This window comes from Streptomyces sp. NPDC044033 (genome assembly GCF_056434425.1).
Genome location: NZ_JBWKFF010000009.1, coordinates 103,534 through 123,445, shown reverse-complemented (window position 1 = coordinate 123,445; position 19,912 = coordinate 103,534). Strand labels below are relative to the sequence as shown.

The 19,912-nt window shown below is 70.3% G+C and carries 18 protein-coding genes; 10 read left to right on the top strand and 8 right to left on the bottom strand.

Features of this window, described 5'->3' with window-relative positions; translation table 11 throughout:
- Positions 1 to 36: 36 nt before the first annotated feature.
- Positions 37 to 1,179 (top strand): FAD-dependent monooxygenase, encoded by a 1,143-nt coding sequence (locus AC07AB_RS18115; RefSeq protein ID WP_478567451.1) that lies wholly within the window; start codon positions 37 to 39, stop codon positions 1,177 to 1,179.
- 506 nt (positions 1,180 to 1,685) lie between these two features.
- Here AC07AB_RS18115 and AC07AB_RS18110 read toward each other — a convergent pair.
- Positions 1,686 to 1,820: a hypothetical protein gene (locus tag AC07AB_RS18110; protein ID WP_478567448.1), complete on the bottom strand. Its 135-nt coding sequence runs from the start codon at positions 1,818 to 1,820 to the stop codon at positions 1,686 to 1,688.
- A gap of 492 nt (positions 1,821 to 2,312) precedes the next feature.
- Between AC07AB_RS18110 and AC07AB_RS18105 the strand changes: the two genes are divergently transcribed.
- The 5 genes from AC07AB_RS18105 to AC07AB_RS18085 all read left to right on the top strand — a co-directional run bounded on the left by AC07AB_RS18105 (position 2,313) and on the right by AC07AB_RS18085 (position 6,507).
- Complete coding sequence (locus tag AC07AB_RS18105) at positions 2,313 to 3,530, top strand: helix-turn-helix domain-containing protein (protein WP_478567445.1); 1,218 nt, start codon at positions 2,313 to 2,315, stop codon at positions 3,528 to 3,530.
- 440 nt (positions 3,531 to 3,970) lie between these two features.
- Positions 3,971 to 4,456, top strand: coding sequence for a nitroreductase family deazaflavin-dependent oxidoreductase (locus AC07AB_RS18100; RefSeq protein ID WP_478567867.1), 486 nt, complete (start codon positions 3,971 to 3,973; stop codon positions 4,454 to 4,456).
- A gap of 350 nt (positions 4,457 to 4,806) precedes the next feature.
- The gene (locus AC07AB_RS18095) at positions 4,807 to 5,457 is read left to right on the top strand and encodes a hypothetical protein (RefSeq protein ID WP_478567442.1); all 651 of its coding nucleotides are present in this window, start codon (positions 4,807 to 4,809) and stop codon (positions 5,455 to 5,457) included.
- Positions 5,450 to 5,932, top strand: coding sequence for a diadenosine tetraphosphate hydrolase (locus AC07AB_RS18090; protein WP_478567439.1), 483 nt, complete (start codon positions 5,450 to 5,452; stop codon positions 5,930 to 5,932). Before AC07AB_RS18095 ends, AC07AB_RS18090 begins: the two co-directional genes overlap by 8 nt.
- A 143-nt stretch (positions 5,933 to 6,075) precedes the next feature.
- Positions 6,076 to 6,507 (top strand): pyridoxamine 5'-phosphate oxidase family protein, encoded by a 432-nt coding sequence (locus tag AC07AB_RS18085; protein WP_478567436.1) that lies wholly within the window; start codon positions 6,076 to 6,078, stop codon positions 6,505 to 6,507.
- A 259-nt stretch (positions 6,508 to 6,766) separates the two neighbouring features.
- Here the strand turns inward: AC07AB_RS18085 and AC07AB_RS18080 are convergent, their stop codons facing one another.
- The 3 genes from AC07AB_RS18080 to AC07AB_RS18070 all read right to left on the bottom strand — a co-directional run bounded on the left by AC07AB_RS18080 (position 6,767) and on the right by AC07AB_RS18070 (position 9,966).
- Positions 6,767 to 7,129, bottom strand: coding sequence for a DUF4180 domain-containing protein (locus tag AC07AB_RS18080; protein ID WP_478567433.1), 363 nt, complete (start codon positions 7,127 to 7,129; stop codon positions 6,767 to 6,769).
- A 70-nt stretch (positions 7,130 to 7,199) separates the two neighbouring features.
- Positions 7,200 to 8,123 (bottom strand): class A beta-lactamase, encoded by a 924-nt coding sequence (gene bla / locus AC07AB_RS18075; RefSeq protein WP_478567430.1) that lies wholly within the window; start codon positions 8,121 to 8,123, stop codon positions 7,200 to 7,202.
- A 127-nt stretch (positions 8,124 to 8,250) separates the two neighbouring features.
- Positions 8,251 to 9,966: a penicillin-binding transpeptidase domain-containing protein gene (locus AC07AB_RS18070; protein ID WP_478567427.1), complete on the bottom strand. Its 1,716-nt coding sequence runs from the start codon at positions 9,964 to 9,966 to the stop codon at positions 8,251 to 8,253.
- 338 nt (positions 9,967 to 10,304) lie between these two features.
- On the opposite strand from AC07AB_RS18070, the gene AC07AB_RS18065 reads away from it, so the two are divergent.
- Together AC07AB_RS18065 and AC07AB_RS18060 are read left to right on the top strand one after the other, a co-directional pair.
- Positions 10,305 to 11,363 (top strand): LysR family transcriptional regulator, encoded by a 1,059-nt coding sequence (locus tag AC07AB_RS18065; protein WP_478567424.1) that lies wholly within the window; start codon positions 10,305 to 10,307, stop codon positions 11,361 to 11,363.
- Between the two features lie 98 nt (positions 11,364 to 11,461).
- Positions 11,462 to 12,328 carry a serine hydrolase gene (locus AC07AB_RS18060; protein WP_478567421.1) on the top strand — a complete coding sequence of 289 codons (867 nt, stop codon included), beginning with the start codon at positions 11,462 to 11,464 and terminating at the stop codon, positions 12,326 to 12,328.
- 134 nt (positions 12,329 to 12,462) lie between these two features.
- Here the strand turns inward: AC07AB_RS18060 and AC07AB_RS18055 are convergent, their stop codons facing one another.
- Positions 12,463 to 13,509 (bottom strand): LacI family DNA-binding transcriptional regulator, encoded by a 1,047-nt coding sequence (locus tag AC07AB_RS18055; RefSeq protein ID WP_478567418.1) that lies wholly within the window; start codon positions 13,507 to 13,509, stop codon positions 12,463 to 12,465.
- Between the two features lie 869 nt (positions 13,510 to 14,378).
- Between AC07AB_RS18055 and AC07AB_RS18050 the strand changes: the two genes are divergently transcribed.
- Positions 14,379 to 15,893: a GH1 family beta-glucosidase gene (locus AC07AB_RS18050; RefSeq protein WP_478567415.1), complete on the top strand. Its 1,515-nt coding sequence runs from the start codon at positions 14,379 to 14,381 to the stop codon at positions 15,891 to 15,893.
- 56 nt (positions 15,894 to 15,949) lie between these two features.
- On the opposite strand, the gene AC07AB_RS18045 is transcribed toward AC07AB_RS18050, so the two are convergent.
- A complete protein-coding gene (locus AC07AB_RS18045) occupies positions 15,950 to 16,819 on the bottom strand; it encodes a spermidine synthase (RefSeq protein ID WP_478567412.1) in 870 nt (289 codons plus the stop codon).
- Between the two features lie 88 nt (positions 16,820 to 16,907).
- Entirely contained in the window at positions 16,908 to 17,384 is a 477-nt protein-coding gene (locus tag AC07AB_RS18040) for a hypothetical protein (protein WP_478567409.1), read from the bottom strand.
- A gap of 397 nt (positions 17,385 to 17,781) precedes the next feature.
- Here AC07AB_RS18040 and AC07AB_RS18035 point away from each other — a divergent pair, with 397 nt between their 5' ends.
- Complete coding sequence (locus AC07AB_RS18035; protein ID WP_478567406.1) at positions 17,782 to 19,131, top strand: tetratricopeptide repeat protein; 1,350 nt, start codon at positions 17,782 to 17,784, stop codon at positions 19,129 to 19,131.
- Positions 19,132 to 19,223: 92 nt separating this feature from the next.
- Here the strand turns inward: AC07AB_RS18035 and AC07AB_RS18030 are convergent, their stop codons facing one another.
- Complete coding sequence (locus tag AC07AB_RS18030) at positions 19,224 to 19,817, bottom strand: histidine phosphatase family protein (RefSeq protein ID WP_478567403.1); 594 nt, start codon at positions 19,815 to 19,817, stop codon at positions 19,224 to 19,226.
- Positions 19,818 to 19,912: the final 95 nt, after the last annotated feature.

Below are 19,912 nucleotides of genomic sequence, written 5' to 3'. Positions count from 1 at the left end.
GGGACCCGGTCATCGACACTCCGAGAGGTCATCGTCATGAAGAAGCCCGAGGTGCTGATAGTCGGTGCTGGAATTGCAGGGCCCGCACTCGCGTACTGGCTCTCCCGGAATGGATACCGGCCGACGGTCGTCGAGCATGCCCGGCAGTTGCGCTCCGGTGGTAGCGCGATCGTCGTGAAGGGGCCCGCGATCCCGGTCGCCGACCGCATGGGCATCCTCCCGCAGCTCCACGGACTCGCCACCCGCAATCGGTCACTGACCCTGCTCGACCCCGATGGCAGGCGAATCCTGCAACTCCCGCTCACCTCAGACGGGGCTCCGACGGTCGAGGTGACCCGAGCCGACCTGTCCGAGGTGCTCCACCGGTCGGCGCAGACCGAGGCCGAGTTCTTGTTCGACGACACGGTCATTGCTCTCGACCAGGACGGAGGTGGGGTCGACGTCACCTTCCGGCGGTCCGCGCCACGGCGCTTCGACCTGGTAGTCGGTGCCGATGGGATGCACTCCACCGTACGGCGCCTGGTATTCGGACCCGAGCGGCAGTTCGCCAGCGACCTGGGCCTGTACGGCGCGACCGTGCCGCTGGAACCCGACGCCATCGAGGACCCCAGTGAGATGACGATGCTGACGGTGCCGAACCGGATGCTGGTCGTCCACCCCTCGCGGACCACTCCGCTCGCGATCTTCACCTTCCGGGCCGAACAGCCGGCGTCCCACGACCGCAAGAACACCGCCCTTCACAAGCAGACCGTTGCCGACGCCTACGCCGACGTGCGGTGGCGGGCACCGGAACTCGTGGCGGCGTTCCTCGACCACCCGGCCCCGTTCTTCGACCCCCTGACCACCGTCCGGGTGCCCTCGTGGTCCCGCGGACGGGTCGTACTGCTCGGGGACGCGGCGGCGGCGACAGCCCTGCTGGGCGACGGGTCCAGCATCGCGATGGCGGGCGCGTACGCCCTCGCACAAGAGCTCGCCGCCCATCCCGGTGATCACGCCCGCGCCTTCGCCGCCTACGAGTCGCGGCTCCGCCGCGAGGTAGGTCCGCGGCAGCGACGCGTCGGGCTGCTCTCCAGGCTCATGGTGCCCCGCACCCGGCCGGGCCTCGCGGTGCGCAACGCGGTGGGCCGCGCGGTCGGTCGCACGAATCGGATCGCTTCCCGCGAAGCCGCGAACCGGTAGACCGGGTCCGCACCGACCGGCCACCGGTCGGTGCGCAGCTCCGCGGCAGCTCTCAGCCGGGTCGGCGCGACCATGTCCGACGAGCCCGGCTCGGCGTGGTAGGTCATCGCCGATGCGGCGGTCGGCTGCTGTCGACCTCACCCACCGTTCCCGGTACACGACAAGGGTGCTGCTGGTGACTACGCCCCCGCGACGCGGAGGTGAAGTGCTGGGCGGACAAGGCGTCGGCGGCATCATCGGGGGCCCTTCCGCGGCCTGCCACTGGTGCGGGGGCCCTCCCGCACCAGTGGCAGGCCCAGTTGCCGACCACGGCGGTCCCCACGGGTACGGGGATGGTCCCCGCAGTCGGCGCGATAGTCGCGATAGTCCCGGCGGGTGCGGGGATGATCCCTGGATCACGGTGAGCCTCGCCGACGCCGTGGTGTGGTCCCCGCTCGTGCGGCACCCGCCACACACACCTGCCTCACGCCCATGGCCCGTGGCCCCCAGATCGCCACCGTCCACAACTACCCCACTTGGGCGAGAGCCTTCTCGTACTCCTTCGCCTGCACCGGCGTGAGCACGGCCGACACCCGCAGCAACACCGGCCCGCGCACGTAGTCGTACTTCTTCACGAGCAGCGTCGGTTTCAGCAAGTCCACGACTTGGTCGTACCGCCCTTTGGTTCCGGCCTCGTCGGAGAAGACCTCCACGCTCCCGCCGCGAACGATGGCGTCGGCGCGGCCCTGCGCTTGGGAGGACGAGATGCGGGAGACAGCGAACGCGGTCTTCGAGGGGCAGCCACCCGAGTCTGCCCAGCAGGTGGTTCGGGTCGGGTGCCTCGGCGAGTCTTGCGCCGGCATCCTTCGCTGTCGGCAGCGTGGCCTTCCTCTGCCGTTTCGAGGCCGACGCATGCGGCAAGGCCGCAGTTTGGCCGCTGCCTTCGCTCCGATGACGAGCATGTGGTGAGCAGGCAGGACGTGACGGTGCCATGTGCTGAGCTTGGGCACGGAACCGACTTCCGTCCTGTGTTGGGGCGTTGGTGACCATGACGTCACACCACTTGATGCCCCTCGCCGGGACCACCCTGCTCTGACAACCGCAGGCAGGCCGCAGGCGTACCGTGGCATCAAGACCTTCTGGCGGAGGTATCAATGAGCACGGCATTCGAATCGGGCATGGGCGACCGCATCGGCGAACTTCGCCGACGACGGCACCTGTCACAGGAGAAGCTCGCCGAGCGCGCGAACGTCTCTGTCGACGTGGTGCGTAAGTTGGAGCAGGGACGGCGCAAGGCCGCTCGGCTCGCCACCATCAACGCGCTGGCCAAGGCGCTCGATACCGAACCCTCCTTCCTGGTCGGACAGCCAGGCACATTCGAGACTCGCGCTTCCGGGGACGAACTCCCGTCCCTCCTCGCGCTGCGTCAAGCGGTATCGCCAGTCGATGACCTTTTTGGCGGGGATTCAGACGTCGAAGAGCCCCCGACCATGGAGCAGTTGCGCGGTTCTCTGGAATCCACGAGCACCATTCGGCGCGAGGGGCGAGTGAACGAGATCGGCACGCTACTGCCTCAGCTCATCCGAGACGCCCGGATGGCCGCGCACGCGTTCACCGGAGGCGACGCCGCCGCTGCCAACTCTGTACTCGCTGTCGCCTACCAGGTAGCGGCTACCACGCTCACCGCTCTCGGCAAAGAAGATGCCGCGTTTACGGCCATAGAGCGGTCGTTGGTGGCTATCCGTCAATGCGACGACCCGCATCTGGAAACAGCAGCCATGTCCTCGCTCAGTTGGATCTTCACGAAACAAGGTCGCCTCGCCGACGCGGAACGTATCGCTCTGAACCAAGCCGAGAAAATCGAGCCGACTTTCCGGTCGGCACCAGATGAAGTCTCTCTGTGGGGGATCCTCCTGCTCCGCGCCGCCACAGCAGCGGTAAGGCAGGAGAAGCACGAAATGGTTGCGGAGCTGTTGAACAAAGCGACGGCCGCCGCTGCCTTGGTCGGAAATGACCGCCTCGTGTACTCCACGCCATTCGGACCGGCTAACGCTGGTATCGCGAAGGTCAACTTCTTGGTGGAGATGGACAAGAGCGATGCCGCGATCCACGCCGCACGAGCAGTCCCCCACCTGGGCTCGCTGCCCGCAACATGGCGCGCACGATTTCATGTAGACCGGGCTCTGGCCTACGCCGATCTTGAGAATGACAGCATGTCAGCGCGCGCCCTGCTCTCCGCCGAACGGGACGCCCCGGAGTGGATGCGCTACCACTCGACATCGCGTCGGCTCGTCGAGGAATTGCGCGGTCGAGCACCCCGGAGGGACGCCCCGGTACTCGGGCTCGCCGATCGACTCGGACTGACCGGGTAGGACACAGCGTCCTACCCGGTGGTGAAACTAGGGCACATCGCCACTGGGCCTGACCCGGCCGACTACTTACCGTGAGCGCATCACTGCGATACCGGCCTCGCTTCCGCCCGGCATGGGCCAGTACCGCCCCATCCCTAGGAGCACCGCGCCATGCCTGCCGAAAACAGTGGATCAGCCCCCATTACCGGCTCAGATCACAGAACAACGGCCCCCGCCACTATCCAGCGCACCATCGCGCTCCTCCAGGGAAGCCCCTGAGTTGGGAGAACGCTGGTCGAAAGTCCCCCTGTTCGCGCGTTGTGACGTCGTGGGCTGCTGAACTCCTGTCATCAATCGAGGTGTTCGACAGCGAACCCAGCCGTTTCGGCGTTCTGTGCATCCGCGCGGTGCTTGTATTGAACTGCGCACCAGAACCCGTACGCGACGATGGGGTGAATGCGATGCCGCTTGAGGGTGAGTACGGGCCCAGTCCGGCGCAGTGGATACGCGAACAGGTCGAGCTGTACGAGAGTTCGGGCGGTACGCAGGGGGCGACGCTCTGGGATACGGGCCTGCCCGTGGTCATTGTCACGATGCGTGGCGCGACGAGCGGCAAGATTCGCAAGATCCCGCTGATGCGCGTGGAGCACGAGGGTCGGTATGCGGCCGTGGCCTCGAAGGGCGGCTTCCCGCGTCACCCGGTCTGGTACTTCAATATCAAGTTCGACCCGCACGTAGAGCTCCAGGACGGGGCCATGCGGCAGGATATGACGGCCCGTGAGTTAACCGGGGACGAGAAGGCCGAGTGGTGGGAGCGCGCGATCGCCGCGTATCCGCCGTACGCTGAATATCAGGAGAAGACCGACCGTGTGATCCCCGTATTCGTGCTTGAGCCCGCGCTCGTGGCAGGTCCGGCTGACGCCCCACCGTCGTCAACGAGGACCTGATCTCCGCACAGCCCGCGACATGCTGCGCGACCCGGCCCGCAACGTGACCACCAGCGCCGAGATCCGCAGCATCTCCGTGGGCGCGTCTTCCCGATCAGAGCGTGATCGAGTTCGTTCGGCGGCTCAGTCGGTGGTGCCATGGCGGCGGGCAGTAGACCAGGCTCCCATTGGCATCCAACCTCGTCGGCCCAGATCAGTGCGCTGCGGACGAACAGCGGGCCGGCCGCTGGGGCTGTCGATGCATCAGTTTCCGGCCCCTCACCGGCAACGCATCGATCACATCGCCAAGGCCCGCCGCCCGCGGCAAGCGCCCTCGTGAGCAAGTTGGGCCGCTCCGTACCCTGGAGCCCATGGAGAAAACGTTCCGGAAACTTGCAGCGGGAGCCACCCTTTTGCTTTCGTGCGCCGCGTGCACGGCACACAGCGGGGAAAGCCCCACCAACGACGCCTCGTCAACAAGAACTTTTACCCCTTTGACCGAGATCCCGCCCGTAGGCTTAAGCAGGGACTCGCTCTCCTCCATCAAGTCGTCTTCAGTGAAAGAAGAACCCAAACCCCTGGGAGAGGTCCAGCAGGGGAAGTATCGCATCATCGCCTATACCCAAGGCGCTTCATGCGGTGTTGCAGTTGCCGACAGCAAGTCTTCTCAGCGGAGTTTGATCCGACTGACTTCGGAGTGGCCCAAGGCGGATTCGGCCGGCAGCAGACCGTATGCCGTCGGCCCCTACAGCTACGCTTCGGCCCCCTTCGCAGACGGATCCGCGTTCGTCTCGCTGAATTGCGGCCATAGGGCAATGGTGATCGAATACGCCTCCCCGAGCAAGAAGCAGGCCATCAAGCGGGGAAATGTTTCCATCGAGAGTAACCGAAAAACACCCAAGGACTTGACCCTTATTTTCGGATCGACGAGCGCACGCAAGAAGATTTCCGCTCGACTCTCGAATCCGCCCTCATCTGCATCTGCGGATGGCCGTGCGCAGGAAGGCCATGGGCATGGTTGATGACTGGCGAATGGATCGGATCGGGAGCGCACTTCGAGGTGAAAATGCCGCTGTGCTGCGGCGCTTGAGCGCGGGGTTCGCCGTCATCGGCGATGTGCAGTTCCTGCCGGGCTATTCGCTTCTTCTGGTAGATGATCCCGAGGTGGAGAGGCTGTCCGACCTACCCAGGGGCAAGCGGCTGGCGTTCTTATCCGATATGGACCAACTCGGCGAAGCCGTCGAGCGAGCGAGCCGTCGCTTGGACACGGCATTCCGGCGAGTCAACCTGGAGATTCTTGGCAACACGGACGGGTACCTGCACGCGCACGTATGGCCGCGGTTCGAGTGGGAGCCGGACGACTTGGTGGGCATGCCGGTGTGGCTCTACCCCCGCGCCAGGTGGACTGACGGGCAATTCGCGCTCGGGCCGCAGCACGACCCCCTGCGCAAGGCCATCGGGAACGAGTTGGACCGGCTGCGCTCGACGATCTACTAGCAGGCAGGTCACGCGGTGCACGTCTTCAGGCAGCGGGGGAGCCCCGGGGGACTCGTCCGGTCGAGCCGCAGGAGCGACACGAGTCGCAGGAATGGCACGAGTCACAGGAGTGACATAAATGGCAGGAGTGACAGGATCAACGCATGACAGAACGAGAGTTCGATGTGGACGCGTTTCTCTCCCAGCCGCTCACCGCTCGGGTAGCGACCAACGGGCCGACCGTTCGGCCGACATGGTTTCTCTGGGAGGACGGTTCCTTCTGGATCCTGACGGGCCCGTGGGCGAAGCTGATGAGCCGGGTTCGAACCGACCCCGCGATCGCTCTCGTCGTCGATGTGTGTGATGTCGGCACGGGCTCGGTGAGGCAAGTAATCGCTCGTGGGCAGGCGGAAATCCTGCCGTTCGACGTGGAGCGCGGCCGTCGGAAACTCAGCCGGTACCTCGGTGCGGACGAAGCCGAGTGGGACGCCCGTTTCCGGCGCTACCTGCGCGAGGATCCGGCCGTGTCAGGAGCCGTCTGGCTGCGCATCCGACCCAGCTCGCTGACCGCGAAGGATCTCAGCTACTCCGTTTGAGGACGTGGGGATGCTCCCGTCAGCGGATCGAAGGGCAACCACCGGCCCGTCGCGCCCCCGCGTGTGCGGAGTGGTCCGTGCCGCGGGCGTGAGGGCAATCGGCCGTGTCGGCGGGTGAGGTCTCAGGAAGCGCCGCTGCTGGGCGCTGCCGTGCGGCAGTACCCAGCAGCGAAGTTCTCTCCGGCACCGGCCCGGACCGGGCGGCGGACGGCGAGCCGGCCCCCGAGCCCCAGCCCCCGACCCCGGCCCCGGCCCCGTGTCAGCCCTTCAGTCGCTCCCCCAGTTCCTCCGCGTCAGCGACGAACCACGTCTGCCGCCCGCGGTCGCATTCGCGGATGAAGTCCCGTAGCGCCGAACTGGCCTCCACGTGGCGGGAGATATCACCCATGACCACAAGGCCCACGCGGTAATTGACGAACTTCTGGACAATTTCACCGGCCACACGGGTACTCAGCCGGAAGAACGCCTCGTCGAACCGTTCCGCGGGGACAACGACCCATTGGGCGCCCTGGTATGAGGCGTTGCCGATGAGATCCAGGACATCGCGTTCAGCACCGATAGTCTCGCCCTCGGGATCGCATATCAGGACGGATACGTCATGGATCGTCTGCATGGTGCTCATGGCAGGCAAGGCTAATTCCCGGCTCGAACGCGGTCGACGCGATTCCTCCGGCGGCTTCCGGCCGGCCGGTTCAGGCGAGTGCCTCGGCCACCAGTGCGGCCGTCCTCGACACCAGCGGGTTGTCCGTCGGTCCCTTCGGGTCGTACTTGGTCGAGAGCACCGACAGCACCAGCGGCGAGCGCTCCGGCGGCCAGACGACACCTACGTCGTTGGCCACGCCGTACTGCGTGCCGCCGCCCGTCTTGTCCGCCAGGATCCAGTCGGCGGGCAGTCCGGCGCGGAACCGTTCGCCGTCGGTGGTGTTCGCCACCAGCCAGCCAGTCAGCCTCTTACGGTCCTCGGGCGGCAGCGCGCGGCCCACGATGAGGCGTGCGAATGTCTTTCCGATGGCGCTGGGGCTGGTGATGTCCGTCTTGCGCCAGGGCTCCGCCGAGTTCAGCTCCGGCTCCCAGCGGTCGAGCCTGGTCGTACCGTCCCCGAGCGAGCGGCAGAAACGGGTGATCGCCGTCGGTCCGCCCAATTCGTGGAGCAGGAGATTCGCCGCGGCATTGTCGCTGCCGCTGACGGCGGCGGCGCACAGCTGGGCGACGGTCATGCCCTGAGCGATGTTCTCCGGCTTCCCGGTGATCGGGGTATAGCCCGATTTCTGAAGGAGTTTCTCGGTGTAGCGGATGCGCTTGGCCAGGAATTCGCCATCGCGATCGAGGTCCCGCAGGACCGCCGCGGCCGTGAGCACCTTGAACACCGAGCACATGGGGAAGCGTTCGGTGGCGCGGTACGACACCGTCGCTCCCGTGGCCGTGTCGAGGGCGAACACCCCCAGCCGTGCCTTGTACTCCTCTTCCAGCGCCCGTAGCTGCCGGGAGATGTCCTTGTCGGACGGCGGCGTCGAGGCGTACGACCTGCCGGAGACCGGCAGCAGGGTCGCCAGGACCGTACCGGCGCCCACGCCCAGTACGGTTCGGCGGGACGGGACAGCTTCGGTGATGTGCACGGTTGTCCTCCTCGTTCCTTCCTTGTCGGCTATATGTGGAGCGGTCGTACGCGCGCTGAAGTCGTACGCAGTCGTACGTAAAGGGGGCACGTAGCGGCCGTACGCGCGGAAGTCGTGCGCGGCGCGGTCACCCGAGATTCCGCAGGAAGCGGGCCGCCACCGGCCCGGCGTCCGAGCCGCCGGAGCCGCCGTCCTCCAGGAGCACCGACCAGGCGAGCTCGGAAGAGCCCTGGTAGCCGATCATCCACGCGTGGGTGCGCGGCGGGTTCTCGGTTCCGAACTCGGCGGTGCCCGTCTTGGCGTGCGGCAGGCCCGGCAGGTCCTTCAGCGCGTGGCCCGAACCCGAAGTCACCGTCGTGCGCATCAGGTCACGCAGGTCGGCGACCACCTTCGGGGCGAGGTCGCGGGAGGCCCGGAACTTCTCGCGTACCGCGTCCGGTACCAGCACCGGCTGTTCGAACTTCCCGTTCTTGACGGTTGCCGCGATGGACGCCATCACCAGCGGCGACGCCTCCACCCGCCCCTGCCCGATGACGGCCGCCGCCTTGTCGTTGTCGCTGGTGTTGGCCGGAACGCTGCCGTTGTACGTCTTCGCCCCCACATCCCAGCCGCCCCCGATGCCGAACGCCTGGGCGGTGTCCCGCAGCGCGGCGTCGGAAAGCTTGCCGCGTGCGCCGACGAAGAAGGTGTTGCAGGACTGGGCGAAGGCGTCCTTGAACGTCGACCCCTCGGGCAGTACGAACTGGTTCTGGTTCTCGAAGCGCTGGCCGTTCACGTGCGCGAACTTCGGGCACGGCGCGGCGTCCGAGGGGCGCACGCCCTTGTCGAGCAGCGCCGCCGTGGTGACGACCTTGAAGGTGGAACCGGGCGGGTAGCGCCCCTCCAGCGCGCGGTTCATGCCGCCGGGCTTGTTGACGGCGGCGAGGATGTGGCCGTTGTGCGGGTCCACGGCGACGATCGCCGCCGTCTTCTTCACCCCTGACAGGGCGTCGACGGCCGCCTGCTGTACGCGCGGGTCAATGGTCGTCCGTACCGAACGGCCCTCAGTGGGCTTCGCGGCGGACAGCGTCTTCACGGCCTGTCCGCTGCGGCGGTCCGCCGCCACCACTGCCTTTCGCGGCCCCTTGCCCCCGGACAAGCGGTCGTCGTAGTGGGCCTCAAGCCCCGAGACGCCCTTCCCGCTCGCGCTGTCCACCATCCCGACGAGCGAGGCGGCCTCCAGCTTGTCGCCGTGGCTGTCGAGGATGTTCGCCCTGGAGGCGTTCGTCAGGGCGAGCGTCTGTCCGGGCCGCATCTTCGGGTGCACCATCGACGTGGTGAACTCCACGGTCCACTTGCCGGACCGCTGGCGCATGTGTGCCTGGGAGTCCCAGCCGTACGCGCCCACTCCGGGAACCCGCATGTTCACCGTGAAGGGGACGCGTACGTCCCCGTCGCCCTTCCGCTCGCCGCGCCCGGCGGTGATCTCCGTGCTGGAGGGTTTGAGGTTCGTCATGACCGACGCGATGAGCGACTGGGCGCCCGCCGGGGTGTCCGTATACGTACCGGCCTGCTCGGCCCGCCCCTTCTGCCAGGCCCCCAGGAACTCCTGGAGACGGGCCCGCGCGGCGGTGACCTGCGGATCGGCGGCATCGTCGGCGCCCAGGAGCCGATAGCCGGCGTAACCGCCTCCCGCCAGCAGCACGGCGAAGGCGAGAGCGCCCAACGTCCACCGTCTGCCGCTCCGCCGGCCGCCCGGCCCGTGTCTCTTCCGGTCCCCTCGGTGCGGCGCGTCTCCCGTGTGCGGGGCGTCTCCCTGGTACGGCGCGCCCGCCTCGTACGGCGCGTCTTCCTGGTTCGGCAAGGCGTCCTCCTTGGCGGGGTGCCGGTTCGGTGCTTTGGTTCGGCGCGCCAGTTCGGCGCTTCGGTTCGATCGCGGGTTCGGTCGCGGGTTCGATATCGCGTCTTCGGGTTGCTCTCTGTGGCGTATGTACGGGTGTGGTGTAGTACGTACGAGATTGGCGTACGTACGAGTGCGGCGTACGGTCACCGCGGCCGGAGGCTCGGCCGAGGCCCGCCGGTACCCGGCCGAGACCCGGCGGCACGGAGCCCAGTGAAGTCCGCGGTTCGCCGCCATGTCGAATACACTCTCGGCTCTGACGCGATTCGATCTGCATATCCGCGCACGTCAAAGGACCCGCGTTGCTTACCGAACGGCACTTGGAAATCTTTGTCGCACTGGCGGAGGAGGAGCACTTCGGCAGCGCCGCGCAGCGCGTAGGCATCACGCAACCGCCTCTGTCACAGGGGTTGCGCCGGCTGGAGGCGCTGCTGGGCGTCCGCCTCTTCGACCGCAACCGCGGGGTCACCCTCACCGACGAGGGGGCGTTGCTGCTGCCCCATGCCCGCCGGGCGCTCGCCGCGCTCACGGAGCTCCGCGAGGTCGGGACTCGCGAGCAGGCCGATGGCCGCCGGCTCAGGCTGGGGCTGGCCCCCGAGGTACCCGCGTGGGTCGCGGCGGCCGTGGCGGCCGCGCCGGGCCGAGCGGGGGAGCGGAGCCGGCTCACCGTGGTGACGGCGCCGACCGCCACGCTGCTGTCCGAGACCGCCGCGGGCCGGCTCGATCTCGCGGTGGTCCGGCACCCGGCGGTTCTGCACGGCCTGGCCGCCGGCCAGGTGGTGCTCTTCCCGACCTGGCTGCTCTCCCCCGCCGAACCCATCGAGCCCTCCGGCCCCTCTGACCCTGACGACCCCGCCGCTCCCGGCGACCCCGGCGACCCCGGCGACCCCGGCGAGGATCACGCCAAGCCCGCCGGGCCCACCGAGGAACATGCCGGACGACGGCGGAACACCCGGCGCCTGCCCGTCGCCGTACGCCCCCGGGAGGAGGCCCCGGCGGCGTACGACCTGTTCATCGACAATCTGGCCAGCCGCGGGCGCCGGGTGGAGACCGTCGCGGTATCCGACGAACGTGCCGGGCTCGCCCTGGTCGCGGCGGGTCAGGCCGTCATGGTGACGGCCGACAACACCCTGACCGCTGAGGGCGTCGAGCGCACCAGGGCTACGGACCCGCCCCTGCCGCTGCGGCTGCGCGTGGTGTGGAGCTCCCGGCGGCCGGACGGAGAGGCCATCGCGCGGACGGCACAGCTGCTGGTGGAGGCCCTGTCGCTGCAAGCCCTGTCCTTGCAAGCCCAGTCACTGCGGACCCAGTCGCTGCGAGCCCAATCGCCGCAAGCCCAGTCACTGGAGGAAGCGGAATGAGCGGGGACAGGCGGGAAAGCGGGTCCGGGCCAGAGGACGGAACCAAGCGGGAAGGCGGGTCCAGGCGGGAGAGGGGTGCGCAGCGCACGATCCGCGGCATGTTCGCCGACGCCGGTGTCCGGGGCTGGCTGCACGTAGCGGACCTGCACCGTCCGGCCGCGCGCGTCGTGATCGACCCCGACGAGGCGGTGCCCATCGGCTCCGTCTACAAGGCGCCGCTGATGGTCGCCTACTGCCGGCTGGCGGACGCCGGGGAGGTCGACCCGCGCCAGCGCGTGACGCTCGGCCCGGCCGACCGTATGCCCGGCCCGACCGGCATCTCCATCATGCGGGACCCGATCTCCATCTCACTCCGTGACCTGGTCGTACTCATGATGGCCGTCTCCGACAACACCGCCGCCAACGCGGTACTGCACCGGGTCGGCACCGCGGCGGTCGACGAGGTGTGCCGGGACCTCGGGCTGGTGAACACGCGTATCCACGGCGGGGTGGCCACCACGTTCGCGCAGCTGGTCGCGGAGACCGGGACCGATTCGCTGAGCGACGCGATGGAACGTCTCTCGGACAACGACACGACCGTGCCCGCGGACGTCTACAACCCGCTGTCCAAAGCCTCCGCCACGCCTACGGACATGGCCCGGCTGCTGCGCGCGATATGGACGGACCGGGCCGCCTCCCCCGAGAGCTGCGCGTTCATGCGCGATGCCATGGGCAAGCAGCCGTGGACGCACCGGCTCGCCTCCGGTTTCCCCTACGACGACGTACGGGTCTCGGGAAAGACCGGCACGTTCGGGTCGATGCGCCATGAGGCGGGGGTGATCGAACTGTCCGACGGCGGCGCGTACACCGCTGTGGTCTTCACCCAGGCCGCCCGCGCCGACAGCAAGCTGCCGCGCGCCGACGCCGTCATCGGCGCCGCCGCCCGCGCGGCCGTGGAGGAACTGCGGGGCATGGAGGGCACGTAAGGGCGCCTGGACCTCGCCGCCTCCCGCTCCCTCGCTCGGGATGCCAGAACCCAGATCTAAGGACTCTGGGCCCAGCACTCAGCACTCAGCACTCAGCACCCACGACCCACCACTCACCACTCACCACTCACCACTCAGGACGATTCACGCACCGTCAGTGTCGTCGGCAGCACCACCTGGGGGCGGTCCGACGTGCGCTCCTCGATCTCTTGCAGGAGTACGCGCGCCATGGTGCGGCCCATCTCCTCGATCGGCTGTTGCACGCTGGTCAGCGGCGGATCCATGTGGCGGGCGACGGCCGAGTCGTCGAATCCGACGAGCGCGACGTCGTCGGGGACCCGGCGGCCGGACTCGCGGAGCACCTGCCGGGCGCCGGCGGCCATCACATCGGAGGCGGCGAAGACCGCGTCGAGGCCGGGCCTGCGGTCGAGGAGTTCGCGCATGGCACGGCGGCCGCCCTCCTCGGTGAAGTCGGCGGGTGCGATGAGGAGGTCGTCGGGGGCGTGGCCCGCTACCGCGAGCCCTTCGCGGTAGCCGTCGAGGCGGCACTGGGCGACGTACATGTCGAGCGGCCCGGTGATGGTCGCGACGGCTCGGCGGCCCCGCTCGTGAAGGTGGGCGACGGCCCGGCGGGCGCCGTCCACGTTGTCGGAGTCGACGTAGGCGACGGTTTCCCGGGCGGAGCGCCGGCCGCTGAGCACCGCGGGCATCTCGATCTCTTCGAGCAGGTCGGGCAGCGGGTCGTCGGCGTGTACGGACACCAGGAGCACCCCGTCGACGCGGTGCGCGGCGAGGTAGTCGGCGAAGCGTTTCCGCTCCTTGGGCGTGCGGATGAGGGTGAGCAGCAGTTGCATGTCGGTATCGGCGAGTTCGGCGCCGACGCCCCGGATCACATCGGAGAAGTACGGCTCCGCGAAGAGCCGCGTCTCGGGTTCGGGGACGACGAGCGCGATGGCGTCGGAGCTGCCCGCGGCGAGGGCGCGGGCGGCGCGGTTGGGGACGTAACCGAGCTCGGCGACGGCCTGCTCGACGATGGCGCGGGTGCGTTCGCTGACCCGCGGGGAACCGTTGATGACCCGGGAGACCGTGCCGCGGCCGACGCCCGCCCGGGCCGCGACCGCCTCCAGAGTCGGCGTGGGACGCCGCGCGCCACGCCGTGTGGTCCCACCGGTCGCCGCCATGTCTGCCTCCACTGGAAGTCGCACCGCACCCCATCGAAACCGCTGCTGCCGCTGCCGCCGCAGCCATCGATGCCGGTTCGGACACCGCTGCCGCTTCGGCCGCCGCAGTCACCGCTGCTGTCTGCCGTCACCCCGCCAAGCTGCGGCGGTTCCTCACTGCGTCACGACTGGGAGCGCTCCCACAGTACCTGACCCATCCATACCCCAGCGCGCCTCGAACCACGCAACGCGTCGGTACGGAACAGTAGTTGATCAGAGTCGCACGCCCGTAGCCCCAGCGGGGCACCGCGCCGACGCTCCCCGAGGCCGCCGCGCCCCGGGCGGCCCGCTCCCTGCCCTCCCCGTCCTCCCTGCCCACGCTCCCCGATCCGCCGCGCCCCTTCCTCCTGCCGACACCCGCCGCGACGAGCCGTCCACCGCCGATCCGCGCCGGTCCAGGAGAATCCGGCGACGCGGGCCGCACTCACCGGGCCCGGCCGGGGTACGTACCCGATCGAGCCGTCATCATGGCCGGAGCGCTGTGGGGTATCGCATCCGTGTCGCGTCGGTATCGCGCAGCGCACCGCCCTGCCCCCGTCCCACAGCCCGGCTCCGACCAGCCCGTCTCCCCCGCCACCCGACCCCTCCCAGACCGCCCGCGTTTTCGCTGCCCTCACCACTTCCGCTACCCCGTCTGCCCCTCCCGACTCGCGCCACTCACAACTCCCCTCACGCCCGAACTCTCCTCATCGCAGCCTCTTCACGACGACTCACCTCGCCTCCCCTCCCCTCCCCACGACTCACCACGGCTCATCTCGACGACCCACCTCGACCCCTTCACCTCAGCCTCTTCACCTCAACCTCTTCATCTCGACTATGGGAGCGCTTCCATGACGTCCGAGCCCGAGACAGCGAGTTTTCCCGACGGCTTCCTCTGGGGCGCCGCGACCGCCGCATACCAAGTGGAGGGCGCGGCGCAGGAGGACGGCCGCTCGCCCTCCATCTGGGACACCTTCAGCCGCGTCCCCGGCAAGGTCCTCGGCGGTGACACCGGGGACATCGCCGTGGACCACTACCACCGCTGGCGCGACGACGTACGCCTGATGGCGGAACTGGACCTGACCGCCTACCGCTTCTCCGTCTCCTGGCCCCGCGTGCAGCCCACCGGGCGGGGCCCCGCGGCCCGCCGCGGCCTCGACTTCTACAGCGCGCTCGTCGACGAGCTGCTCGCGCACGGCATCCGGCCGATGCTGACCCTCTACCACTGGGACCTGCCCCAGGAGCTGGAGACGGCCGGCGGCTGGCCGGAGCGCGAGACCGCCCAGCGCTTCGCGGACTACGCGCACCTCGTCGCGCAGGCGCTCGGCGACCGCGTCGAACTGTGGTCGACTCTCAACGAACCCTGGTGCAGCGCCTTCCTGGGGTACGGCGCGGGGGTGCACGCTCCCGGCCGTACGGACTCAGTCGCCGCGCTGCGCGCCGCGCACCACCTCAATCTGGCGCACGGCCTCGGCGCCGAGGCGCTGCGCGCCGCCCTGCCCGCACACGCCCAGCTCTCCGTCGCCCTCAACCCCAGCGCCGTCAGGGCCCGTTCGCAGTCGGCCGAGGATCTCGACGCTCAGCGGCGGGTGGACGCGCTCGCGACCCGTATCTTCACCGGGCCCATGCTCCACGGCGCGTACCCCGAGGACCTCATCGCGGACACGGCGGGTCTCACGGACTGGTCGTTCGTACGCGATGGCGATCCGGCCGTCATCAAGCACCCCCTCGACGCGCTGGGCATCAACTACTACACGCCCTCAGTGGTATCAGCCGCCACTGACAATCGCGCTCCACGAGCCGACGGCCACGGCGCCGTCGACCACAACCCCTGGCCCGGCGCCGACGATGTCGCCTTCCACCAGCCGCCGGGCGCGCGCACCGCCATGGACTGGTCCGTCGACCCGAGCGGCCTGTACGACCTGCTGATGCGCTTCTCCCGCGAGGCCCCCGGCCTGCCGCTGATGGTCACCGAGAACGGCGCCGCCTACGACGACCAGCCGGACCCCGAGGGCGCGGTGCACGACCCGGACCGGATCGCGTATCTGCACGGCCACCTGAACGCCGTACACCGCGCGATCGGCGACGGCGCGGACGTGCGCGGCTATTTCCTCTGGTCGCTACTGGACAACTTCGAGTGGGCGTACGGCTACAGCAAACGGTTCGGCGCGGTCCACGTGGACTACGCGACCCAGGCCCGTACGCCCAAGTCCAGCGCACACTGGTACGCCCGGCTGGCCCGTACGAGCCAATTGCTCCCGGAGGTGCCGGGCGCGCTCGACGCCCCCGGGACGAACGGAGCGCCTGAGACGGCCGGCGAACGGTCCGGAGAGGCGGCGGGCGAGGTCGCGGACAGACCTGTCTGAGCGACGCTCCACGACCGCCCACCGCCCGCCGCCCCTCACCCGCACCACAGGCCGGTTCAGCGGAAGACCGCCGGTGGCGGCGCCGGGGAAGGCTGCGCGTCCGCGTCGCCGACCGGCGCCGCGCCGCCGGTGAAGTCCAGCAGCGCACGCCCGTGTTCGACCCGCCCCGCCTGCGGGTCGGTGGCGGCGCGCCGGGTCAGTTCGGCGATCGGCAGCTCGCGGTCGGAGGCCAGCAGCACGGCGTTGCCGAACCGCCGCCCGCGCAGCACCGCCGGGTCGGCGGTCAGGCACAGCTCGGGGAAGACCGTGCGCACCGTCGCGACCTGGGACCGCAGGTGGGCGAGCGGCGGCCCGTCCGTGAGGTTCGCGGCGTAGAAGCCGCCGGGCCGCAGCGCCCGCCGCACCTCGCCGGCGAATTCGGTACTGGTCAGGTGGGCGGGCGTACGGGCGCCGCTGAAGACGTCCGCGATGATCAGGTCCGCCCATCCCTCCGGCACCTTCGCGAGGCCCGCGCGCGCGTCGCCGCCGCGCACCCGGATGCGCCAGCCGCTCTCCAGAGGGAGTTCACGGCGTACGAACTGGACCAGTGGCGCGTCGAGTTCGACGACCTGCTGGGTGGAGCGGGGGCGGGTCGCCGCGACGTAGCGGGCGAGGGTGAACGCACCACCGCCCAGGTGCACCGCTTGGATCGGCCGCCCCTTGGGGGCCGCCAAGTCGGCGATGTGGCCGAGCCTGCGCTGGTACGCGAAGTCGAGGTAGGCGGGGTCGTCGAGGTCCACGTGGGACTGCGGCGCGCCGTCGATCAGGAGCGTACGGGCGCGTGGGCGCTCCCGGTCGGGCACCAGCTCCGCGAGCCCGCCGTCGACGGCCTCGGAGACCGGCTCCGCCGACCGCCCGCGCCCTTGCTTCCCTCTGCCCTTCGCCACCCCACCAGTATCGCCCGCACCGCCGCGCCCCCGCTGACAGGGGCGGGCGGACCGCGGCCGGATGCCGGGGGCCGCCCACTGGGGTCGGCTACTGGGGTCGGCTGCTGCGCTCGACGGCCTCGATCGTGCGCGCCGCCTCGCCCAGCGCGGCCCGGAGCACGGCCGGGTCGGTGGCCTCCGTACAGGCCGCGTCCGGGGGCACCAGCCAGCCGGTGCCGGTGACGGGCGGCTCGGAGCGGTCCGTACGGGCTCCGCGCCCGTACGTCTGCGTGCAGGCGCTGCCGGGCAGGTCCCACCCGTCGGCGGTGCCGGGCGGCACGAGGAAGCCGAGGGTGTCGTAGTCGCCGTCGTGCAGCACCGGGCCCACGCCGACGCGCAGCCGCAGGATGTCCACGGCCTCCAGCCCCTGGCGGGCCGGGACGGTGACAAGGTCGCACCGCCGGTCCGCCTCGGCCTCGGTCTCGGCGACCGGGCGCGGGTCGCGGCCCCGCCGGCCGTTCTCCCCCTCGGCGGCCGGGGCCTGCGGCAGCGCCGACGGCCGGGGCGTCGCCTGCGGTCGCGGCATCGCCTGCGGAGATGTTACGTACGAGGGCGTCACGCGCGCCGCCGGCGCGTACCGTGGCGTCGCCCGGGCGCCTGCCGGCGTCCGTACGACCGGGCCCGCCTGCGAGTCTCCGATGCCCACTCCGGCTTCCGTCAAGGGAAACCCCTCCTCCGCCGCGCTGCTGTGCGTCTGCTCCGGTACACGGGGTTCAACGCCGAAACGCGTCAATGGCTACGGTGCCGCGTCGCCGCAAAGGATGGCATTTCATGGCGGATAGCCAATGGGATATCCGGTTTGTAGCCAAACTCTGGGTAGTTGCACCATCACAACCGGTACGGTCGTTTGCGCCAGCACGCCAGCACGACGGTGCCGTCCGGCCCTGCGCGCGGGACGGCGCCCGCCCGGAGAGGGGCCGGTCATGGTGCCGCGCAACGCGCCCGCTTCAGCGGCTTCATCAGCAGAAACCCGTCTGAACACCGCATTCCGGAGACTTCGTGGACGGCGTTCGCAGGCCGAGTTCGCGGCGGCGGTGCGGCGCGCCGCCCAGGAGATCGGCGAACAGGTCTGCTGTGACGCCCGCTATGTCGGACGGGTCGAGTCCGGTGCGATCCGCTGCCCGAACTACGCCTACGAGCGAGTGTTCCGCCATATGTTCCCGGGGCTCTCCTTGGCGGAGATGGGCTTCTCGCCGCGCGCGGCGGTGCGCGGGCGGGCGCCGGGCCCGAGCGGCGGGCCACCGCCGCCAGCGGCCCCGCCAGCAGCCCCGGCGGCGGCCCCCGCCACTGCCGAGCGCGGGGCGCACGACGCGCCGCGGCACGCGCTTCTGACGAGCGGAACGCCCACTCCGGCCCGTGCCCCCCACCGAGTCGGCGAGTCGGAAGCCGTCGCCGTCGAGGCCGCCGTGCGCCGCATCCGCCTGCTCGACGACCGCCACGGCGCCGACAGCCTCTACCGGCGCGCGGCACGGCCGCTGCGCGCCGCGTACGGGCTCCTGGACCGCTCCACGGGGTGCGGTTCCGTCGCCGACCGGCTGCACTCGGGCGCGGGCGAGCTCGCCCTCTCGGTAGGCTGGCTGGCCCATGACTCCGGCCGGTTCGCCGACGCCCGCTCGCTCTACTCCGAGGCGTTGGCGATCGCGCGCGTGGCGGACGACCCGGCGCTGGAGGCGCACGCGTTCGCCAACACCTCTTTCCTCGCCCGCGACGCGGGCCGCCCGCGCGAGGCCGTACGGGCGGCGCAGGCGGCGCAGCGCGCGGCGCGGCAGTCGGCGTCGCCCCGGCTGCTGTCGCTGCTGACGCTGCGGGAGGCGGGAGGCTGGGCCGTGCTCGGGGACCGGCGGGGCTGCGAGGAGGCGCTGTGGCGGGCGCAGCGGCTCTACGGCCGGGGCGCCCGCGACGCCGATCCCCAGTGGATGTCGTTCTTCGGGGAGGCCGAACTGGCGGGGCTGGAGGCGCAGTGCTGGTCGGCGCTGGGCGACTGGCCGCGCGCGGCCGAGCAGGCGCGTCGCGCCGTCGCGGCGCAGGATCCGCACTTCGTCCGCAATATCGCGCTCTTCACGGCGGAGCTGGCGGGTGATCTCGCGTGCGGCGGCGCGCTGGAGGAGGCGGCCTCGGCGGGCGGGCGCGTGCTGGACCTGCTGGCCGACGTCCAGTCGGCCCGTATCCGCGCCATGCTCTCCGGCACCGCCCGTACGCTCCGCTCGCACCACCGCAGCGCTCCGGTGGCGGCCTTCCTCTGCCGTCACGACGCTGTCGTGCCTTCGGTGTGAGGGCGGCCGCGGCGGGCCGCACGGCGCCCCGCCGCAGTCGCCGCCCTCGCGTGGTCGGCCCGGGTGACTGTGGTCGGCCCAGGTGGCCGTGGTCAGCCCAGGTGGCCGGTGTCGTTCCAGCGCTCGATCGCCGGCTCGCCGTAGGCCCAGCCGAGGATGGACAGGGAGGTCGGGTCGAGCCGTATGCGGGCCGCGAAGGACGGCTCCAGACCCAGCCAGCGCGCGCCGAGCACGCGCAGCAGGTGGCCGTGGGCGAAGACCAGGACGTCGCGGTCGGCGGAGCGGGCCCAGGCGGTCACCTCGTCCGCGCGGGCGGCGATCTCCGCCAGCGACTCCCCCTCCGGAACGCCGTCGCGCCAGATGAGCCAGCCGGGGCGGTCGGCCTTGATCTCGTCCGGGGTCATGCCCTCGTACGCGCCGTAGTCGAACTCCATCAGCGCGTCCCAGTCCCGCGCACGGTCGCCGAAGCCCGCGATCCGGCAGGTCTCCTCGGCGCGCGCCAGGGGGCTCGTACGGACCTCGACGTCCGGTAGTCCGTTCCAGGGCTCCTCGCGCAGTCGTCGGCCGAGCAGTTCGGCGCCGCGCCGTCCCTCGTCGAGGAGGGGGATGTCCGTGCGGCCGGTGTGCTTCCCGGACAGCGACCACTGCGTCTGTCCGTGCCTGGCCAGCAGGATGCGCGGTGCCATGTGAGGGGGCCTCTCAATCGATCTCGGCGGTTGCTCGAACAGTCGCCTCCGCGGTCACTTCAGCGAATATTTCGCTGGATTTCCTGACAGGGGGC

Coding starts and splice junctions, on each gene's coding strand:
- AC07AB_RS18035 (WP_478567406.1), top strand. CDS start 17,782: ATGGTGCCGCGCAACGCGCCCGCTTCAGCGGCTTCATCAGCAGAAACC.
- AC07AB_RS18105 (WP_478567445.1), top strand. CDS start 2,313: ATGAGCACGGCATTCGAATCGGGCATGGGCGACCGCATCGGCGAACTT.
- AC07AB_RS18050 (WP_478567415.1), top strand. CDS start 14,379: ATGACGTCCGAGCCCGAGACAGCGAGTTTTCCCGACGGCTTCCTCTGG.
- AC07AB_RS18080 (WP_478567433.1), bottom strand. CDS start 7,129: ATGAGCACCATGCAGACGATCCATGACGTATCCGTCCTGATATGCGAT.
- AC07AB_RS18060 (WP_478567421.1), top strand. CDS start 11,462: ATGTTCGCCGACGCCGGTGTCCGGGGCTGGCTGCACGTAGCGGACCTG.
- AC07AB_RS18055 (WP_478567418.1), bottom strand. CDS start 13,509: ATGGCGGCGACCGGTGGGACCACACGGCGTGGCGCGCGGCGTCCCACG.
- AC07AB_RS18090 (WP_478567439.1), top strand. CDS start 5,450: ATGGTTGATGACTGGCGAATGGATCGGATCGGGAGCGCACTTCGAGGT.
- AC07AB_RS18100 (WP_478567867.1), top strand. CDS start 3,971: ATGCCGCTTGAGGGTGAGTACGGGCCCAGTCCGGCGCAGTGGATACGC.
- AC07AB_RS18085 (WP_478567436.1), top strand. CDS start 6,076: ATGACAGAACGAGAGTTCGATGTGGACGCGTTTCTCTCCCAGCCGCTC.
- AC07AB_RS18040 (WP_478567409.1), bottom strand. CDS start 17,384: ATGCCGCGACCGCAGGCGACGCCCCGGCCGTCGGCGCTGCCGCAGGCC.
- AC07AB_RS18095 (WP_478567442.1), top strand. CDS start 4,807: ATGGAGAAAACGTTCCGGAAACTTGCAGCGGGAGCCACCCTTTTGCTT.
- AC07AB_RS18030 (WP_478567403.1), bottom strand. CDS start 19,817: ATGGCACCGCGCATCCTGCTGGCCAGGCACGGACAGACGCAGTGGTCG.
- AC07AB_RS18115 (WP_478567451.1), top strand. CDS start 37: ATGAAGAAGCCCGAGGTGCTGATAGTCGGTGCTGGAATTGCAGGGCCC.